At 45.0% G+C, this 15510-nt stretch carries 11 protein-coding genes; 6 read left to right on the forward strand and 5 right to left on the reverse strand.

The genetic code is table 11. The annotated features are described in order from the left end of the window. Positions 1 to 177 precede the first annotated feature (177 nt). The 4 genes from MARGE09_RS04395 (at position 178) to MARGE09_RS04410 (ending at position 1941) form a co-directional block, all read left to right on the forward strand. Positions 178 to 486 (forward strand): hypothetical protein, encoded by a 309-nt coding sequence (locus MARGE09_RS04395; protein ID WP_236986138.1) that lies wholly within the window; start codon positions 178 to 180, stop codon positions 484 to 486. 158 nt (positions 487 to 644) lie between these two features. Beyond that, positions 645 to 1103, forward strand: coding sequence for a mobile mystery protein A (locus tag MARGE09_RS04400; protein ID WP_236986139.1), 459 nt, complete (start codon positions 645 to 647; stop codon positions 1101 to 1103). After that, positions 1103 to 1705, forward strand: a complete 603-nt coding sequence (locus tag MARGE09_RS04405) for a mobile mystery protein B (protein WP_236986140.1) — start codon at positions 1103 to 1105, stop codon at positions 1703 to 1705. The genes MARGE09_RS04400 and MARGE09_RS04405 overlap by 1 nt, the downstream gene beginning before the upstream one ends. Before the next feature lie 80 nt (positions 1706 to 1785). Next, positions 1786 to 1941, forward strand: a complete 156-nt coding sequence (locus MARGE09_RS04410) for a hypothetical protein (protein ID WP_236986141.1) — start codon at positions 1786 to 1788, stop codon at positions 1939 to 1941. A gap of 87 nt (positions 1942 to 2028) precedes the next feature. Here MARGE09_RS04410 and MARGE09_RS04415 read toward each other — a convergent pair whose 3' ends face one another. Genes MARGE09_RS04415 through MARGE09_RS04425 form a run of 3 tightly spaced genes read right to left on the reverse strand, consistent with a single transcriptional unit; the run spans position 2029 to position 9123 of the window. Further along, a complete protein-coding gene (locus MARGE09_RS04415) occupies positions 2029 to 4086 on the reverse strand; it encodes a YcaO-like family protein (RefSeq protein WP_236986142.1) in 2058 nt (685 codons plus the stop codon). Positions 4087 to 4140: 54 nt separating this feature from the next. Further along, a complete protein-coding gene (locus MARGE09_RS04420; protein WP_236986143.1) occupies positions 4141 to 5007 on the reverse strand; it encodes a hypothetical protein in 867 nt (288 codons plus the stop codon). A 3-nt stretch (positions 5008 to 5010) separates the two neighbouring features. Continuing rightward, the gene (locus MARGE09_RS04425) at positions 5011 to 9123 is read right to left on the reverse strand and encodes a TOMM system kinase/cyclase fusion protein (RefSeq protein ID WP_236986144.1); all 4113 of its coding nucleotides are present in this window, start codon (positions 9121 to 9123) and stop codon (positions 5011 to 5013) included. A 490-nt stretch (positions 9124 to 9613) separates the two neighbouring features. Here MARGE09_RS04425 and MARGE09_RS04430 point away from each other — a divergent pair, with 490 nt between their 5' ends. Beyond that, positions 9614 to 10555 (forward strand): FHA domain-containing protein, encoded by a 942-nt coding sequence (locus MARGE09_RS04430; protein ID WP_236986145.1) that lies wholly within the window; start codon positions 9614 to 9616, stop codon positions 10553 to 10555. A 45-nt stretch (positions 10556 to 10600) separates the two neighbouring features. Here MARGE09_RS04430 and MARGE09_RS04435 read toward each other — a convergent pair whose 3' ends face one another. Next, a complete protein-coding gene (locus MARGE09_RS04435; RefSeq protein WP_236986146.1) occupies positions 10601 to 10930 on the reverse strand; it encodes a hypothetical protein in 330 nt (109 codons plus the stop codon). Positions 10931 to 11525: 595 nt separating this feature from the next. Between MARGE09_RS04435 and MARGE09_RS04440 the strand changes: the two genes are divergently transcribed. Continuing rightward, positions 11526 to 14840 (forward strand): FecR domain-containing protein, encoded by a 3315-nt coding sequence (locus MARGE09_RS04440; protein ID WP_236986147.1) that lies wholly within the window; start codon positions 11526 to 11528, stop codon positions 14838 to 14840. 72 nt (positions 14841 to 14912) lie between these two features. Here MARGE09_RS04440 and MARGE09_RS04445 read toward each other — a convergent pair whose 3' ends face one another. Then, the gene (locus MARGE09_RS04445) at positions 14913 to 15377 is read right to left on the reverse strand and encodes a hypothetical protein (protein ID WP_236986148.1); all 465 of its coding nucleotides are present in this window, start codon (positions 15375 to 15377) and stop codon (positions 14913 to 14915) included. Positions 15378 to 15510 lie beyond the last annotated feature (133 nt).

Genomic DNA, 15510 nt, shown 5'->3' on the forward strand with positions numbered 1-15510 from the left:
TTGTAACAAAGGATGGGGGCAAGGTTGAGGTGTAATCGACAAAGGGGAGCGGGTTGTATCGCAATGCTGCAGGTTGGTTAGTCGTCTATTTTCTCAAAAACGCAACTACTGGGTTTATCTGGTAATACTCGAAACCACGAGTGCATATCTTCTGGAACCGATAGGAGGACGCACCGCATGGAAAACAAGGACGTTTTTATTCTGAATTGGCAAGGCTATGAAATCGAGGTATCACACTTGCGCAGCTACTCTAAAGCCTTCGAAAAAGCCTATGGCTATGGTATGAGCCATATCGAGGTTAAGACCATCGCCCCGCAAGGGGCGGCGCTGCGTGTTACTGATACAGGCTATCGCTCTATATTCACTGATGAACTGAGCGTTAAGAGCGCAGGCGGCGTTAAACGCTTCGTCATTGATGGCTTAGGCGGGTTGCGGGCTCCACAAGCTGGAAAGCTCAGCATGAAGCACAAGAGCAATATTAATTAAATGTTAAGGCAAAAAAAACAGCGCCTGAAGGGAGGTCGAGCCGCTAGCTCGGGCTGCTTTTCACTACATTTGTCAACAAATGGATTGACAAATGTTCTTGCTGTGTCAAGGTATATGTTGACAATTAGATTTTGGTTGTAAACTTAAAGGTTGACAATATGGGGCTGAAAACACTCATAGCTCGCCAATATCGCGAGCAAATCAATGAAGTCCGCAAAAAGCTGGAAGGTCTAAGCACGCCTTCTGAAGGCTGGTTGCGCACTGCGCGCAAAGCCCTTGGCATGTCAGGTGCGCAGTTCGCTAGGCGCGCAGGCGTTAGTCGCGCTTTGGTTTCCAAAACAGAAATTTCAGAAAACTCTGGTAGCGTCACCCTTAAAACCATGCAGCAAATGGCCGCCGCCATGAATTGCCGCTTTGTTTATGCCGTTGTTCCTGAGCGCGACGTGGAAGATATTCTCGATGCGCGTGCGCACGAAAAAGCGAGCGAGATCGTAAAGCAGGCCGGCGTCCACATGGCGCTTGAAGATCAAGCCCTTTCCAATGAGCGCCTCCACGCAGAAATAGAGCGTCTAGGTAAAGAACTGCGCGATACTCCCTCAAACCTGTGGGATGAGTAATGAGCAAGCTTGTTGGAGAACCTGATGGATCAACGCCGCTAGAGCCAGAAGAGCTTGAAGGATTGCTGCACAAGCATGTCACCACACGCGGGCAGCTTGATGAGCTGGAGCAGTACAATATTCAAGACGGTCTCAAATGGCTCAAGAAACAAAAAAGCGCCGACCCATTCACCGAAGGCTTTGCGCGCGATCTTCATCAAAAGCTATTCGGGCAGGTCTGGAGCTGGGCAGGGGCGTTCCGCAAAACAGAAAAGAATATCGGTATAGATCCATTCCAAATTGCCATCCAACTGCGTCTGCTTCTCGATGATGCCAAGTTCTGGGTTGAGTATAAAACCTATCCGCCTCATGAACTCGCCGCGCGGTTTCATCATAGGATGGTCTTTATCCATCCATTCCCTAACGGCAATGGTCGTCATGCGCGCATCATGGCAGACGCGATACTCATCATCGCATTAAAAGAAAAGCCAATTGATTGGTCGGGAGGCATCGATTTACAAAAGATGAATAATCGGCGTGCCGAATATATAACTGCGTTGCGCGCCGCCGACGCTGGGGATTTTGCGTCATTGTTGAATTTTGTTGGAGGCGTAGCAGTGTAATTAACTTAGCGGCAGCCGACAATTTTTCTGGACTCGCTCAAGCCAACCCATGGGCGCTCCGCACGCGCTCTGGAAAATGTATGTCGAAGACGCAAAGCATTAACCAAAATTGCCCGGCCTATGGTGACTTCCGGGTAGTGTTTTTGATTTTCCAAGATGATTTTAAACGGGCTGAGCAAGAACATGAGCTGGGCGGAGTGGTTTTTGAAAGTGATTTGGCTCGTATATTTTTATAGTTTGTAATTTAATCTTATCGCTAGCGAACTCGAATTACTCAGTAAAACGCCTTGCATCTACTCGCTTTATCTTCGGGGCATAAGCAATCAAATCGTAATACTGTGAGGGTTGAGTTGCTCTTCAGTAAGCACGCTATCTACCCACCCAAGCTTAACCGGCACATCAAATAAACGCCCTGGTCCAGTACGCCGCCAAAAGTGACGAAGCCCCGGCGCTAGCATTCTTACAACAGGTAATTGGGTGTCTTTTTCGGTTAAGTCGAAGGCTATAAGCTCTATGCTTTGTTCGGCTAAGCGGCCGGTGAGGGTTTGTATGGCTTCTTCTAAAACTTCGATTTTATTGGGATGGGTTGTTTTAAAGTTTAGGGCAGTAGGCTGGTTGGTGTTTAAGTGTGGGTGGTCGTTAATTGTTTGTGTGTCCATCCAAGCGTAAAGTGTTTGATCGCTATTGCTGGAACGTGCCGTAAGGGCTACCGGTAAAAGCTGGTTTAATTCTATTACGCAGCGCTCTATCGCGATGTTTGGGTCTACGTGGCAACCAAAAGCATACAATATCTCGGTTTGTGTTTTTTTGTTGTAGCTTACCGCAACAAAACAGGGGGTTTCTAAATCGGTGGTAATATCCAAAATATGGAAGGCGCGATTTAGCCCGTTGTAGTAATCACGCACTTCGTTAATGTAACTATTACCGATTGAATCAATATCAATATGCGGGCGCTCGCAGCGGTTGTACCACCAAATGGCGGCGGCATCGCGTTCTATTAATTCAAGTGTGCCTTGTAAAATAGCTTCTAAGTGAGTATTACCTGCCGCGCAGCCATTGGAATCGGGGTAGGCGAAAAACGTATCTTCGTTTTTATCTGAATATTGTGCGTAGGCAATTTCGCTTAATATAAAACAAGGCTTGTCTTTTGTTAGTGAATAAGCCTTGCTCCAGTGGTGTAGTGTGCTTTCATCAAACGGTTGTGGTATTAACTGGTGAAATGATTTTACTGCACTATTAATTGCGTCTTTGTTTTGGTACTGAGCGGGGCTAAAGTTTAAGCAGGTGTGGGGGTGAATAAAGGCATCGTCTTCAGGCTTATATGGCGCTGTAATAGCCGGTTGTTGGCCTTGGTGTACCATGGAGTAACGCTCTACACCTTCGCACAGTGCGCCCACCTTGGCTTGCAGTGCTGTTTTGCCCTTACCTCCACTGGATGAGCGCAAATGATTATTCAGCCAAAAACGATTAGTACTCGAAAAAGCTAAGTTACGGCCCGATGAGTAATTGCAGACCAGTTCGTTCTCTAGGCTGCGGTAGGGGGCAAGTTTAGAAATAATGCCAACAACCGGGTGGACCAGCGGTAATAAATTTTGATAGGTTTCTTCTAGTGTTCGTACTCTAAACCCTTGTGTTCTCGTGGTTTTGAGGGTTTCAATATCCTTATGAAAATAAGACGTAACCGTATTCGATGTATTGCAAGTGTTGCAGCCGCCTTTTGGTTGTACTGCGTATGAACTGGCGGTGTTGTTTGTGAGGTCGATATCCCAAAATAAGTGCGGGTCTAAAGCGCCCTCGAATTTTTGTAATAGCTTATTAAGTTGTTCTTGTGGCAGCCCTGTTGTGTGGCGGTTGATAAGTTGCGCACTTTTTTTGTTTTCAGCTGCAAACTTTAGCAATGGCCGGTGTGACAATATGCGTGCGCTAATGCACGATGCGCATAGGCCGGTTGCTGGTGTTATGAGTATTTGCTTGTCTGATATGTTTATGTGGGTGATGTTATCTTCGGTGCTTTGAAAGACAATATGCTCAAAAAAAGTTGAGGATAACGTAAGCGGACCAATAGGCTGGTTAAAGAGTTTTTTTAGTCGGTTTTTAGTAAGCTCGTGCTCGGTATTGTTTGGTGCTTCTGCTTCCGTACTTAACAGCTTCTTGGCGATTAATTGTTGTACGGCGGCAACAATTTTAGCCGGCGAAAATTGTGTATTTAACTGCGTTAATAATTCTTCTGTGCTGCAGGGCGTTTTGGCCACTAGCGAAAATATTGAAGGGAGCAAGGCCCCTTCAATCATGGTGTCCTCTTTAAATGTCGACAAAATAATGCCGACGTTATCAATGCTATACAGGGCGGGTGCTGCACAAATAAAAAGTTTTTGTTTCATGAAGCACCTGACTTTTATGCTTAAGAGGGGGTAATAATTTTGTCGGTGAAACTACTAGGTGGTGTAAAGAAGGATTTCTTCTTCGCCATTAATTTTAATGCCTGTTAGTACGTCAAAGGATGAGCAAGTATAGGGGAGTGTTAATACAATGTTCTTGGTCGAGGGCTCAACTTTTCCGCCAACTTCTAATACAACCTTTGTAGAGCCTTGCTCGAAGTTTTTATCTGACTTCCCAATGCCGAAGGCATCTTCGCCGGCATCAGGTTGGGTGTCGCGCCAGCCTACTTGATTCGCTAAGTTCTCTACGGCGACTTTAAACTCTGAGCCGTCAGATGTGCCATGAATTTCGACTTTAGGCCATACAATATTCGGGTCTAATTGCAGTTTTACCGCTTCGCCTATAATCATGCCGCAGCCGCCCCAGCGAATGACTATATCGATTTGCTTTTGCTCTTGCTTTTTAACTTCGTTTAAATAACAGCTTGCTTTTTGATTAATGGGATCTTCTTGATTTGGGCCTGTAATTACCACAACTGATTCAAGCGCGCTTCGGTTTTTATCTGAATAGACCTTGTAAACAACAAGCCCGTCACTCATGAAATGTCTTGTTAGGGTATCGTTGCCGGTAGGGCCGTAATAAGTTGCGCTTTTGTAATTCTCGGCGACTATTTCCCCTGTGGTGGGTAGATATTGCCATGTATTGTCGCCATAAATTTCTTTTGAAAAGAAACTGCGTAATTCAGGTGATTCGTTCAGTTTTATCATTAACTGAAAATACTGACGGCTAATGTTGTCTATGTCGATAAAGTTTTCGTTGATGACTTCTGACGATATAGAAACATTTTTTGTGCCATATTCTGTGATGCTGACTTCAGAGTTACCTTCTGATGCTAACTGCGATAAATTAAATTCATTGCCCATATTTTAGTCCTCATTAATCGATAAGTTGATTGATTCAAATTCACAAACCCAGTGATTCTCCTTGGTGCCAGGCATGTCCTTGATTAAATCCCTCATTCGCGTGGCGAGCGCCGTGGATACTTCTTGGCTAGGCTTGCACTTGATGAATTCAAGGCTAGCAAGAAATTCCAACCATTTACTGTCGCTGTCTTTGGCTTTTTCGATGGCGATGGAAAAATAGCGCTCACTTAATGTAGTCGACTTTTCAGACTTTTTGAAATGGGCTTTTGCAAGATATCGATAGGTGATAGGCAGTATGCAGTTTTCACCCGATTGTACAGAGCGTTTTTCGGAATCCTCCATAAGGGTAACGGCTTTGTCATAAAAACCATGATTAATATAGGTATCGGCTAGGGCGGGAACATACCACGACAAAAAGCTATCTTGGCCGCTGGCGACATCTTCGGCGACGGTGATTTCTGATTGTTTGTATTCGTTGCGGGTCCAGTCGTGCATCATATAAAAATTGCGGTATATCCAGTTACTTTTGATGCTGTCGCCATAGGTATTGATGACTTCGTTGGTACATTGCGACATGGCCTTTAGGTCGTTAAGAATTAGAAATAAACAAGTGCCAAAGGTATAAGCAACAATAATAATGGATATATTTTCTGTTTGTTGTGCATGACCAATACAGCGTGTGTATAGCTGCCTAGCATGGGTATGGTTGCCGGTAATGGCCTCTATGCACATTAGGTTGCCGGTTGCAAAATTGAATGGGTCAAAGCCGGTTTCCTCGTGCAGGTGAGTATCTTTTTCGGCGTCATAGAGTGCTATAACGCGCATTAATACGGGCTTTGCTTTGGCGAATTCGCCTTCAAAAAAATAGGCCTGCCCCAGTATACTTAGCGTCATAACTTCTTTAACGCGGTCACCAGATTGTAATATTTTTGCTAATAAATTTTCACCAAATTCACGGGCTTTTTCGCGGTTACCTTGGTAGTGGTGGTACAGCAGTAGTGCGAGTTCGCAAATATGTTCGGCTTCATCTAGCGTGCTGCTGGCCGTGTCGTAGCCTTGTTTGCGTAGGGTATTAATTAGCGCCAAAGATTGCTCTGTGCTGTGCTTTATGCTGTTAGCGCCCCAGCCTTCTATCATGCGCTTTGCGGGGATTAATTTGGTGTTCAAATTAATGGTTAGCAATTGCCTGTTTTCCGCGGGAATCATGGCGATCCATTTTTCGACATCGTCACCAATTTTTTGTGATTCTAGATAGGCGCAATTTTTCGATGAGCGGGTAATTGCGGTGATGCCGTGCAGTGCGGCACTGTGAAAATCTTCGGCGCCGGAAAAATGTTGGGCAATAATGAGTGGCTCTTGGTTTTCTATGTTGGCGCTGCTGATCATAGACTCGGCAATACGTAGGTGAATTGCTTTGCGATAAGATAATGGTGTGGAATCGTAGGCAGCATCTTTAACCAGTGCGTGCTTAAAAATGTAGCAATTACCGTCGACATTTCTTTGCACATAAACCAAACCGGACTCTACCAATTCGTTAAGGTCTATTTGTAGGCGTTCTTCATCAAAATTAGATGCCGAGGCCAGTAGCGCGTAATTAAATTCTCGGCCAATGGATGCCGCCAGCTGGGCTGTTTCTTTGGCGTAAATAAGGTTGTCTAGTTTTTGTTGTAGCGATTCCTGTAGGTTATTAGGAATGGCTTTAAGGCTGTCTGCGCTGGTGAATTTAACGGTATGGTTAACGGTATGCACTAACGCTTTTTGTCGCAGCGCATTGGTTAGCTCCTCAATAAATAGTGGGATGCCATCTGTGCGTTCAATAATAGTGCGTGAAACTTCCTCCGCCAAGGTGTGGTGGTCAAATAATGCGGCTAAAAATTCTAGTGTTTGCTCATCGCTTAGGCGTTCTAGCTTTATTGTTTGGGCTGGTAAATTGGCAAGCTTTGTGGGCAGCGCTACGCGTGAAGTGCTTACAAAGAGGTGCTGCTGCGCAATGAATGCATTGTGGCTGGTAAGGTAGTCAATAAATTCAATAGTGGTTGGGTCGGACCAGTGCATATCTTCAAAAATATAGAGCGACTGGTTGTTGTTTTCGCCTGCGTGACTAAGTAATACGGCTAGCGTATTAAATAGCAAACCCTTTTGGGTGTCTTGCGCTAGCGATGTTTCGTCGATATGTGAGGGTAGCTCTAGGCCTAACCAAGCATAAAGAATTGCCAGCGAATCGTTTATTTTATCGGTGTTGTGCAGGTTTAATATTTTTTGTAATTGCTCAAACGTAGCGTCATTCGCGTGGCTATAAAGTGAGTACTGGTAACGGATAACTTTTAAAATGGGGTATAGCGCATTGTATTGATATTCCGGCAAGCATTGCGCGGTGTATTGGTCTAGCGCTTTGAGGTGGTTCCTGTACTCGTAAATAAGTCGCGATTTACCTATGCCTGCCTCGCCATAAACATGGGCAAATTGTGCGTCGCCCGTTAGGTTGGAAAACGCCAGTAATTGTTGCAGTTCGGCTTCGCGGCCAATAAAACAATTATTACTGCGTGTACCGCGCAAAAAGCCAATAGCCTCTACTTGCCGCTCTGCTTGCAGCGAAAATATTTGCCCGCACTGATCAAGTAATGTGATTTCTTTGATGGGCTGTGGTTCGAATTCAATATGGTTTTCTAACCGGCGGCGGCTATTGTCGGAGCACAATATTTGATTGCGACTGGCTTCGCGGGCCAATTGCATGGCGGTGTTGGGCGTTAAACCTTCAGGGGTGGCGTCGTCATAAATATGGACTAAACCGGAATGAATTCCCAAGCGAATATGCGATTGAATGCCCTGTGTTTTTTTAAGCAACGAGTTGCGCTTGTGAATTAGGCTAACAAGGTCTAGCGCGGTGCGCGCGCATAGGCGGCTGTCGTTATCGCTGGCTACTGGGTAGCCAAAATAAAACAATAGTGTATCGCCAACCTCGCCGGCTAAAAAGCCGCCGTAGCGAATGGCTATGTCGGCACACTGTGCTTTTTGGTCGCGATAAAAGGCATCAATAATTTCTGGATCTTGTGTTGTTTGACCTTGGGCATCGATTTCTAGCGATAAACACAACGCGGTAATTTGCTTACATTGTGTATTGCCGGTTGTGTACATCGGCAAGGTATCCACTTGGGTGGCGTCGCCGGTTTGGGTGTTATGCCCAATTGTTTGCGCGGGGGTGGGTTGTAAATCGCCAACTAGGGTGGAAAAATTTAAGCTTTTAAGTGATCGGTACACCTCGGCGGCATCACCGGCGCGCTCGTGTGCGTTTTTATTAAGCACCCTGCGCAGCAGCTCCGATACTGGGTGCCCCACCACGGCAGCAGGCAAGGGAACATTGGATGGGCTTAACTGTTTGGCAAATACAGCGGCAAGGCTAGAGCCTCTAACCGCGGGGGTATTGGTTAAGCATTCAAGAAAAATGAGGCCCCAGGCGTAAAGGTCGGTTTTACACGTGGGTGGCTCGCCGCGTAGTTGTTCTGGCGCACTATAGGTTGGGGTGCCGATGGTTTCTTTGGTCATGGTAAGGCTTTTGTAATCCAGCTGCCTTGCCTCTGGAGTAAATGCGCCAATGCCAAAATCGAGCAGTTTTATTTGTTGGCTGGCACCAGTGGTGGTTACCATAATGTTCTGCGGTTTTAAATCGCGGTGCACAATACCCAATGCGTGCGCGCAGGCCAATGCGTCCAGCACCTGTCCCATTAAAGCGGCGGTTTCGGTGGCTGGTAAGCCCCCTTTTTGATCCAGTAAGCCTTTAAGGGTTAGCCCTGGTATGTATTCAAATACTGCGAACACGTCACCTTGCGGGGTTTGCCCTTTGTCCAGCACGCGGACTATGTTGGTATGATGTAGTTGTGCGCATAGTTGGGCTTCTCTATCAAATCGGGCAATTTGGCGTTCTTTGCGGGCGGGGTCTTGCTGGCCCAGCTTAAGCAGCTTAATGGCAACGGTTTGCCCTGTATTGAGCTGGCGTGCTTTATACACCTGAGAAAACCCGCCTTCGCCTAAATGATCTAAAATTTCATAGTTGGGCAGTTGGATTGTTGTGGCTGGATTGGCGGCGGAAGAGGGTTGGGTAGAAGGTGCGTCCAGCATAGGGGAGCCTCGCGAGTAAATAGCTGCAATAAAATGGTGCGATATAGTGCGTCAAGCACTGATATTGAACACCTTTTGGTGGGTGGGTGATGGGCCTGCGGTGATGTTAAAGTTTTAAAGTGTAGTTGGCATTTGGCTGCTCATTTTTATTTTAGGTGGCTGTCGCTTAGCGATAAACCGCAAAAGCTGCTTGTATGCAGTTTATCGTGGGCTTTTGTATTAAAAAGCAATGTGTGTCGCGATAATTAAGTTTGATATAAGTCAGTGTGTTTTTATCTGCAAAATAGATACTGAGCATTGACGGTATCTATTTTGCGTTTTTATTGCTCTTGATCGAGCGCAGGCTATAAATACTGTGTTTATTGTACACTCAAAGAAAAGGTTCGGCGGTTTTCTAGCGGTATAATATTGTGATGTTTCTGGTGTCAGAATGTTGTTTTTTGGCCAATAATAAAAATGAAATTTGTTTGTATGTGTTAAAGGTTTGTTTATGGCGGTTATTGTAAATGTATCGACGGATCAAAAAATAATATTGCTGACAGAACATGTGATAGGGCGCCAAAATGATAATGCCCATACGCATTTGGCAGAGGCAAATGTTTCGCGGGTGCATGCATTAATTGTTTGGAACGGCTTGCAATGGCAAATAAAAGATAGCAGTACAAACGGTACCTACATTAATGGCCGGCTTTTAAAGAAAGGCCAATGTGCCGTTTTACAAAAGGGCGATAAATTACAGTTTGGCAGCATTAACAATGCCGTTTGGTTACTTAAAAGCAGTGATGCCCCGGTTAACCGCTTGGTGCCCCAAAGCGCCGGTTTGGCAGATATTGAATTAAATGGCCTAGTGGGTTTGCCTTCTGATGAGGAGCCGACTGTTCAGGTATTTGAGTCGGCCGATGGAGAATGGCTGTGCGAAACCGATGGCCAGAGCTCGGTGTTGCGCAGCGGCGACTTGGTTGGGGTTGATGGTAACTATTGGCGTTTTGTGGATGCTAGGCCTTCGGCAGAAACACAAGAAATGAAAGACCCTTCGCCACCGCTCACTTGCGATATTCAAGCGGTATTTACAGTGAGCAAAGACGAAGAGCATGTTTCGCTAGACCTTACCGTGAACGGCGAGCATTTCTCGCTAGGCGAGCGTAGCCACCACTATTTGCTACTGATTTTAGCCCGCCACCGTTTAAATGATGCAGCCCTGCCCGATAGCGAGCAAGGCTGGGTCTACAGCGAAGAGCTAAGCCGCCAGCTGCGGCTATCGGAAGCACATATTAATATCCAAATTTACAGAATACGAAAGCAGCTTGGTGCTACTTTGCCGCAGGCGCTCTCGGCTAGCCCCTTGCTAGAGCGAAGGCCAGGGCAGCTGCGTTTTGGTTATAAAAATATTCAAATATTGGGCGGTCACTTCGCCGAAAGGCATGCGCTGTAAGCTTGTTCTCTGCTGCTGTTCAGCGTGAGTGATCACTTGCTAGCTTTAAAATATGGCACTAAGTATTACACCAATTAGCATCTGAATCCCCCACGCCATAAGTGCAATTAATACGGCGGTAATGTAAGTGGCTTGCAGTAAGTATTTGTACACAACCCCTGTAATCGCTAGCGTATAAACAAAAGCCGCTACCTCGTTGGTTTGCGCCGCCGGTAACAGTGGCGCAATTAAACCAGCTGCAATGCTACCGGCAATAAGCGCAATAAACGCATCCAGCAAGCCACTCTTCCCAGCCCCCAGTTTTTTAGCCGCAAACATAGTGGGAAATACGGCGATAACAACAAAAATTAAACCGGCAATGATAATGGTTAGCATGGCAGTCCTTATTACATGTAAATGATTTGAGGCTTAAGATTATTACATGTAAGTATTGTTGGCAAGTGTTGGGCGATGAGTGGTTTTTAAAGATTAAGCCCTAGCTTGAGCTTTACCGTTTAGGGATGGGGGCGGAGTAGGTTGCGGTGAGGGCCGCCACTTGTACCGTGCTGCACAGCATCTAGTGTAAATATTGGTTTGGTTTAGGGCGGGGTAAAGGAAAGTTGTTAATAAGCTTTTCGCGAAAATTAAATTAAGGGCATCGAGAAAAATGTACTTTATCGGGATAGCGGCATCACGGTTTTACTTCCGCGTTATTCAGCTAAGTATTTTTCGATTCTACTAACTTATTTCTTATTTATTGATGCACACCAAAGCTGTTTGCTTTGTCGACAGTGGTTAGCGTTAGTGCAACAGTGTAAAGTTCTACGCATTCAGTGGTTTGGGTGGTATTGCTACCATTGCGCAAGTTAACTGGCGTTTATTCCCTTATTTGTGTTCATCAATTTAGTATGATGCGCCGCAGCGCCTCCTTTTGCATGCACTTATATCAATAAAAAATACATTAATCCCGTTATCAATAGAGATTTTAAACATGCGTTTTAAATTCTTCCGTGTCCTTATTGCCGCAGTTTTAGTTTTCTCTGAATCTGTAATGTCGCAACCCTGTGAAAAGTTGGCCGCTACCCTCGAGTCTATGGAAGGCGGTGGTGTTGTAAAGCCATTAGAGGATGATCAATGGCAGCCGGTTAAGGTGGGGCATCAGTTTTGTTACGGCGACACCTTTAAGTTAGAAGAGCTTCGTGCCGTTTTACGGTTAGAGAACGACACTCTTGTAAAGCTGAATAGCGGCAGTGTGCTTAAATTTATTCCACCCAAAGAAAGCTTTTGGGTGGAATTGGTTGATGGGGTTGCGCACTTTATCTCGCGAACGCCTAAAAGTTTTACCGTTAAAGCGCCATATGTAAATGCAGCAGTGGAGGGGACGGAATTCATTATTGCGCATGATCAGCAGCAAGATACCGTAAGTGTGGTAGAGGGATTGGTTGTTGCCGAAAATGCGATGGGCAGTACTCGGTTGCAAGCCATGCAGCAGAGTTCCACAACTATTGGTGGCGCACCAAGTCAGGCGCTGGCGATATCGCTGCCTGATGTGGCCGATTGGAGCCTGTATTACCCCCCTGTATTTATACCCGAGGATACGGGCTCGGCCGCGGCACAGCTTTATACCCGTGGTGATTTTGCGGCTAGTTACCAGCAGGCGCTAGCCGATAATAACGTCGATATTATCGCAGTCTTATCCTTGTTTTATGGTCAGCGTAAGAAGTTTGAAGAGGCCGTTGGTTCTCTTAGCAAGGTAGATTCCCAAGCTCTATTTGTTATTCAAAAGTTAGTGCAGGGTAACTTGGCTGACGCCATACTCGATAGTAGTCGGTTAGTGGCTGAAAACTCAGATCAACCCAGCGCACTATTGGCACAAAGCTATGCCTTGCAGGCAAGCTTTGCTTTGGACGAAGCACTAAAGTCCGCACAAAAAGCACAGCAAATTACTGATCATCCGTTAGTTAATTTACGGGTCGCCGAGTTGGCATTAATTGTTGGGCGAAAATCATTAGCTAACAAAAGCTTGAATAAGCTAGAGCGCGTATCGTTTTTCTCTGCGTATTCCGAAAGTTTAAGGGCCCTCACAGCATTACAAGATAACCGCAATAAAAAAGCATTGGCGATTTTGGAGGGGGCAGCGATAAAAAACACTAGTATTCCATTGGTTCAGCTCCTAATCGGTTTGACTAAAATTCAAAGGGGAGATTTTATTTCGGGCCGAGAGAAACTGGAATTGGCTGTGGCATTGGACCCCAGTAATAGCTTGTACCGTAGTTATTTAGGTAAGGCCTACGCCGAAGAGGGTCGAATGGGTAAGGCTGAGGATCAAATAACGCTAGCCAAACACCTTGACTCAGATGACCCTACACCGTGGTTTTACGATGGCCTCAACAAGCAATCTTATGGCGCTTACGTCGCGGCCATTAGCGCCTACGAAAAGAGTTTGGAGCTGAATGATCAGCGCAATGCCTTTCGATCAAGAAGTGCGCTGGCAGGCGATGCAGCGGTTAAGTCGGCGAATATCGGAACATCATATAGCCGGCTGGGGCTTGATAAAAAAGCCGCAATCCTGGGCTCTAAGGTGGTTGCTGAATCTCCGAGTGCTTATGCCGGCCACCGGTTACTGCTCGAGGCATACGCCGATGATCCTCAGCAGGAATCGTTAAGGGCAACAGCTAGGCTGAATTCAACGCTTATGCAGCCCTTAGGAGCAAGCTCTTTACCGGTTGGGCTTCTAGAGTCGGGTTTGAATACGATTGCTGGGGCCTCTCCATCGGATATTGGTATTTCAGAATATACTAATCTTTTTATTGAGGATGGTGTTTCGGGGAGAGTTACGTTATTAGGTGGTGGGGATAGTACTAGCGCTTATGACTTTTCGCTGAAGGGCAAGTGGCAGCAGTTATCTTTAAGTTTGGGCGATTATCGTTACCATTCGGATGGGGTTAGAGAAAACAATGATGCAGATTATCGAATATCGAGTGGGTTAATTCATTATCAACCCACTAATAAGTTGAATTTTCAATTTGAGTATAGTCAGCTGCGAAGTGAAGAGGGGGATTTATCGTCTTTTGATCCTGATGGCGGTGCTAGAGAAAATTATCGAAGTAATACCGAGTCGTATAGATATAGAGTGAGCGGAATGTACACTCAGGAAAATAGTAATTTATTTCTTATTAATATGGCTGAGGGGGAACGAGACGTTTATATTAGTGACGCGACTGTTCGTAATGATATTAAATATAGTGTAATAGCTAATAATTTTAATAATTTGAAGCAGTTCAATGGTCAGTATGTTGTAAACACAATACGAGATTTTACAATTGAAACTGGTGTGGAGCTGATGGGTTTTGATTCTGAAGTTAATCAGCAAGTGACGGCGCAGCGCAGACTATTACAGGACGCATTAGTTGAAAATATTGTTAGGGTGGATAGTTATTATATGGATGCTAATACCCGATATTTTAATAATCTGCGTATTAATGTTGGTGTCGATTATACAAAGATTAGTCATGAAGAAGTTTCGCTTTTAGGTCATTTTCCCATCGATCGTCCAGATAACTTTTTACCCTACGTAGGGTTGCAGTGGGAGGTTGCATCAAATTTTGATGTTAGGGCTGCATACTCAGAAAACTATTCATTGGGATTGTTTGACTTCGCATCACTTAAGAAGAAAACGATAGTAGGTTTTGAGAGAAACCTAAACTTTGCCAATGGTGTGAAATTTGATTTTCTGGGGGCGGGGTTTGATTATGCGCCAAGCTCTTATTTAAGCTTTAGTTTGGAGCGCTTAGAATATGATATTGAACGAATAGTGAGAGGGAGTAACGGTACTGGCGAAGTGGTCTTTCGGAACATACCTATTGGAAATGACGCTAGTGTCTTAAATATTGATTTTACCCCCAATGAAAAATTATCTGTTTCTATGATGCTAATGGACCAAGTGTTCAATAATTTAGATGCAGCCCATTTATCCGCTTATGCTCCCGAAGCTTTGGAGGTTAAGCGTGCGGACGTAGATGTGGTTATTCGGCCAGTTCTAGACTTTGAGTTTTCGATTACATTTAATCACTTAGATCAGGCTTTAAATCGGAATGATGATCAATTTGCGGATAGCTTTAAATACTTTTCTTCTTCTGCTGCATACTACTTTATGAATCGTAAAGGTAAAGTAAGTCTGACGTTAGATAATATAACTAGTGAGGACTTCGACACCTATGGTGTGGGTCTGTATTCAGGCATAAATGAGGTTTTGGAATTCAACCCGAATAAAACTTATGTATTGTCTTTGTTGTATAATTTCTAATAAATATCAATGAAAAAAGTAGTAGCCGTATTCCAGACTATTGCTCTGCTACAACTACTACTTGGTATGTCGTTAAGGTATAGGGCAGTCGGGCGGGAAAAAGTAGCTATAATCCATCAGTCCGTACTCTAATACAAAAAGAGGTGCGCAATTTGGATCAGCATGAGCACTTTCAATGACCTTAATATTAAATATGCCGATTTGCTTCATCTCTTGAAAGTTTAAAATTGTAAACCCGCCAACGGCCTTAGACTCCTTAAATACTCTTGATAAGGCTTTAGTGTCAACGGCATACTCTGATTTCAGCATGGCTTCACATTTTCTGGTTTCGCACTTTTGATAGGCTTCGCCTGAAGGGGAGTAAATTTTCGGGCTGCTTTTGGGGCTTACAGACACTAAGTAAGCCGGCGCTCCAGTCGGTGAAGGCAAGTCGATCTTTGTTTGACTGCCTTGGCAGCCTACAGCCAATACTGCCACTGCAGACATCAGCCCCAGCACTAGCCATTTGGGTGAAATTTTTCTGAGTTTAAGTTTCATTTATCCTCCTACGGTTTATTGAAATATAAGGTTGCCGCATAGACTTTCGTATGCGATCAAAAGCATGTTAATCGTACGGGCAGCAAAAATATAGCTTAAGTTCTGTGAAAAAATCCCTTGAAAGTGAACTGGT

The organism is Marinagarivorans cellulosilyticus (genome assembly GCF_021655555.1).
Taxonomy (GTDB): domain Bacteria; phylum Pseudomonadota; class Gammaproteobacteria; order Pseudomonadales; family Cellvibrionaceae; genus Marinagarivorans; species Marinagarivorans cellulosilyticus.

Coding starts and splice junctions, on each gene's coding strand:
- MARGE09_RS04395 (WP_236986138.1), top strand. CDS start 178: ATGGAAAACAAGGACGTTTTTATTCTGAATTGGCAAGGCTATGAAATC.
- MARGE09_RS04400 (WP_236986139.1), top strand. CDS start 645: ATGGGGCTGAAAACACTCATAGCTCGCCAATATCGCGAGCAAATCAAT.
- MARGE09_RS04405 (WP_236986140.1), top strand. CDS start 1,103: ATGAGCAAGCTTGTTGGAGAACCTGATGGATCAACGCCGCTAGAGCCA.
- MARGE09_RS04410 (WP_236986141.1), top strand. CDS start 1,786: ATGTCGAAGACGCAAAGCATTAACCAAAATTGCCCGGCCTATGGTGAC.
- MARGE09_RS04415 (WP_236986142.1), bottom strand. CDS start 4,086: ATGAAACAAAAACTTTTTATTTGTGCAGCACCCGCCCTGTATAGCATT.
- MARGE09_RS04420 (WP_236986143.1), bottom strand. CDS start 5,007: ATGGGCAATGAATTTAATTTATCGCAGTTAGCATCAGAAGGTAACTCT.
- MARGE09_RS04425 (WP_236986144.1), bottom strand. CDS start 9,123: ATGCTGGACGCACCTTCTACCCAACCCTCTTCCGCCGCCAATCCAGCC.
- MARGE09_RS04430 (WP_236986145.1), top strand. CDS start 9,614: ATGGCGGTTATTGTAAATGTATCGACGGATCAAAAAATAATATTGCTG.
- MARGE09_RS04435 (WP_236986146.1), bottom strand. CDS start 10,930: ATGCTAACCATTATCATTGCCGGTTTAATTTTTGTTGTTATCGCCGTA.
- MARGE09_RS04440 (WP_236986147.1), top strand. CDS start 11,526: ATGCGTTTTAAATTCTTCCGTGTCCTTATTGCCGCAGTTTTAGTTTTC.
- MARGE09_RS04445 (WP_236986148.1), bottom strand. CDS start 15,377: ATGAAACTTAAACTCAGAAAAATTTCACCCAAATGGCTAGTGCTGGGG.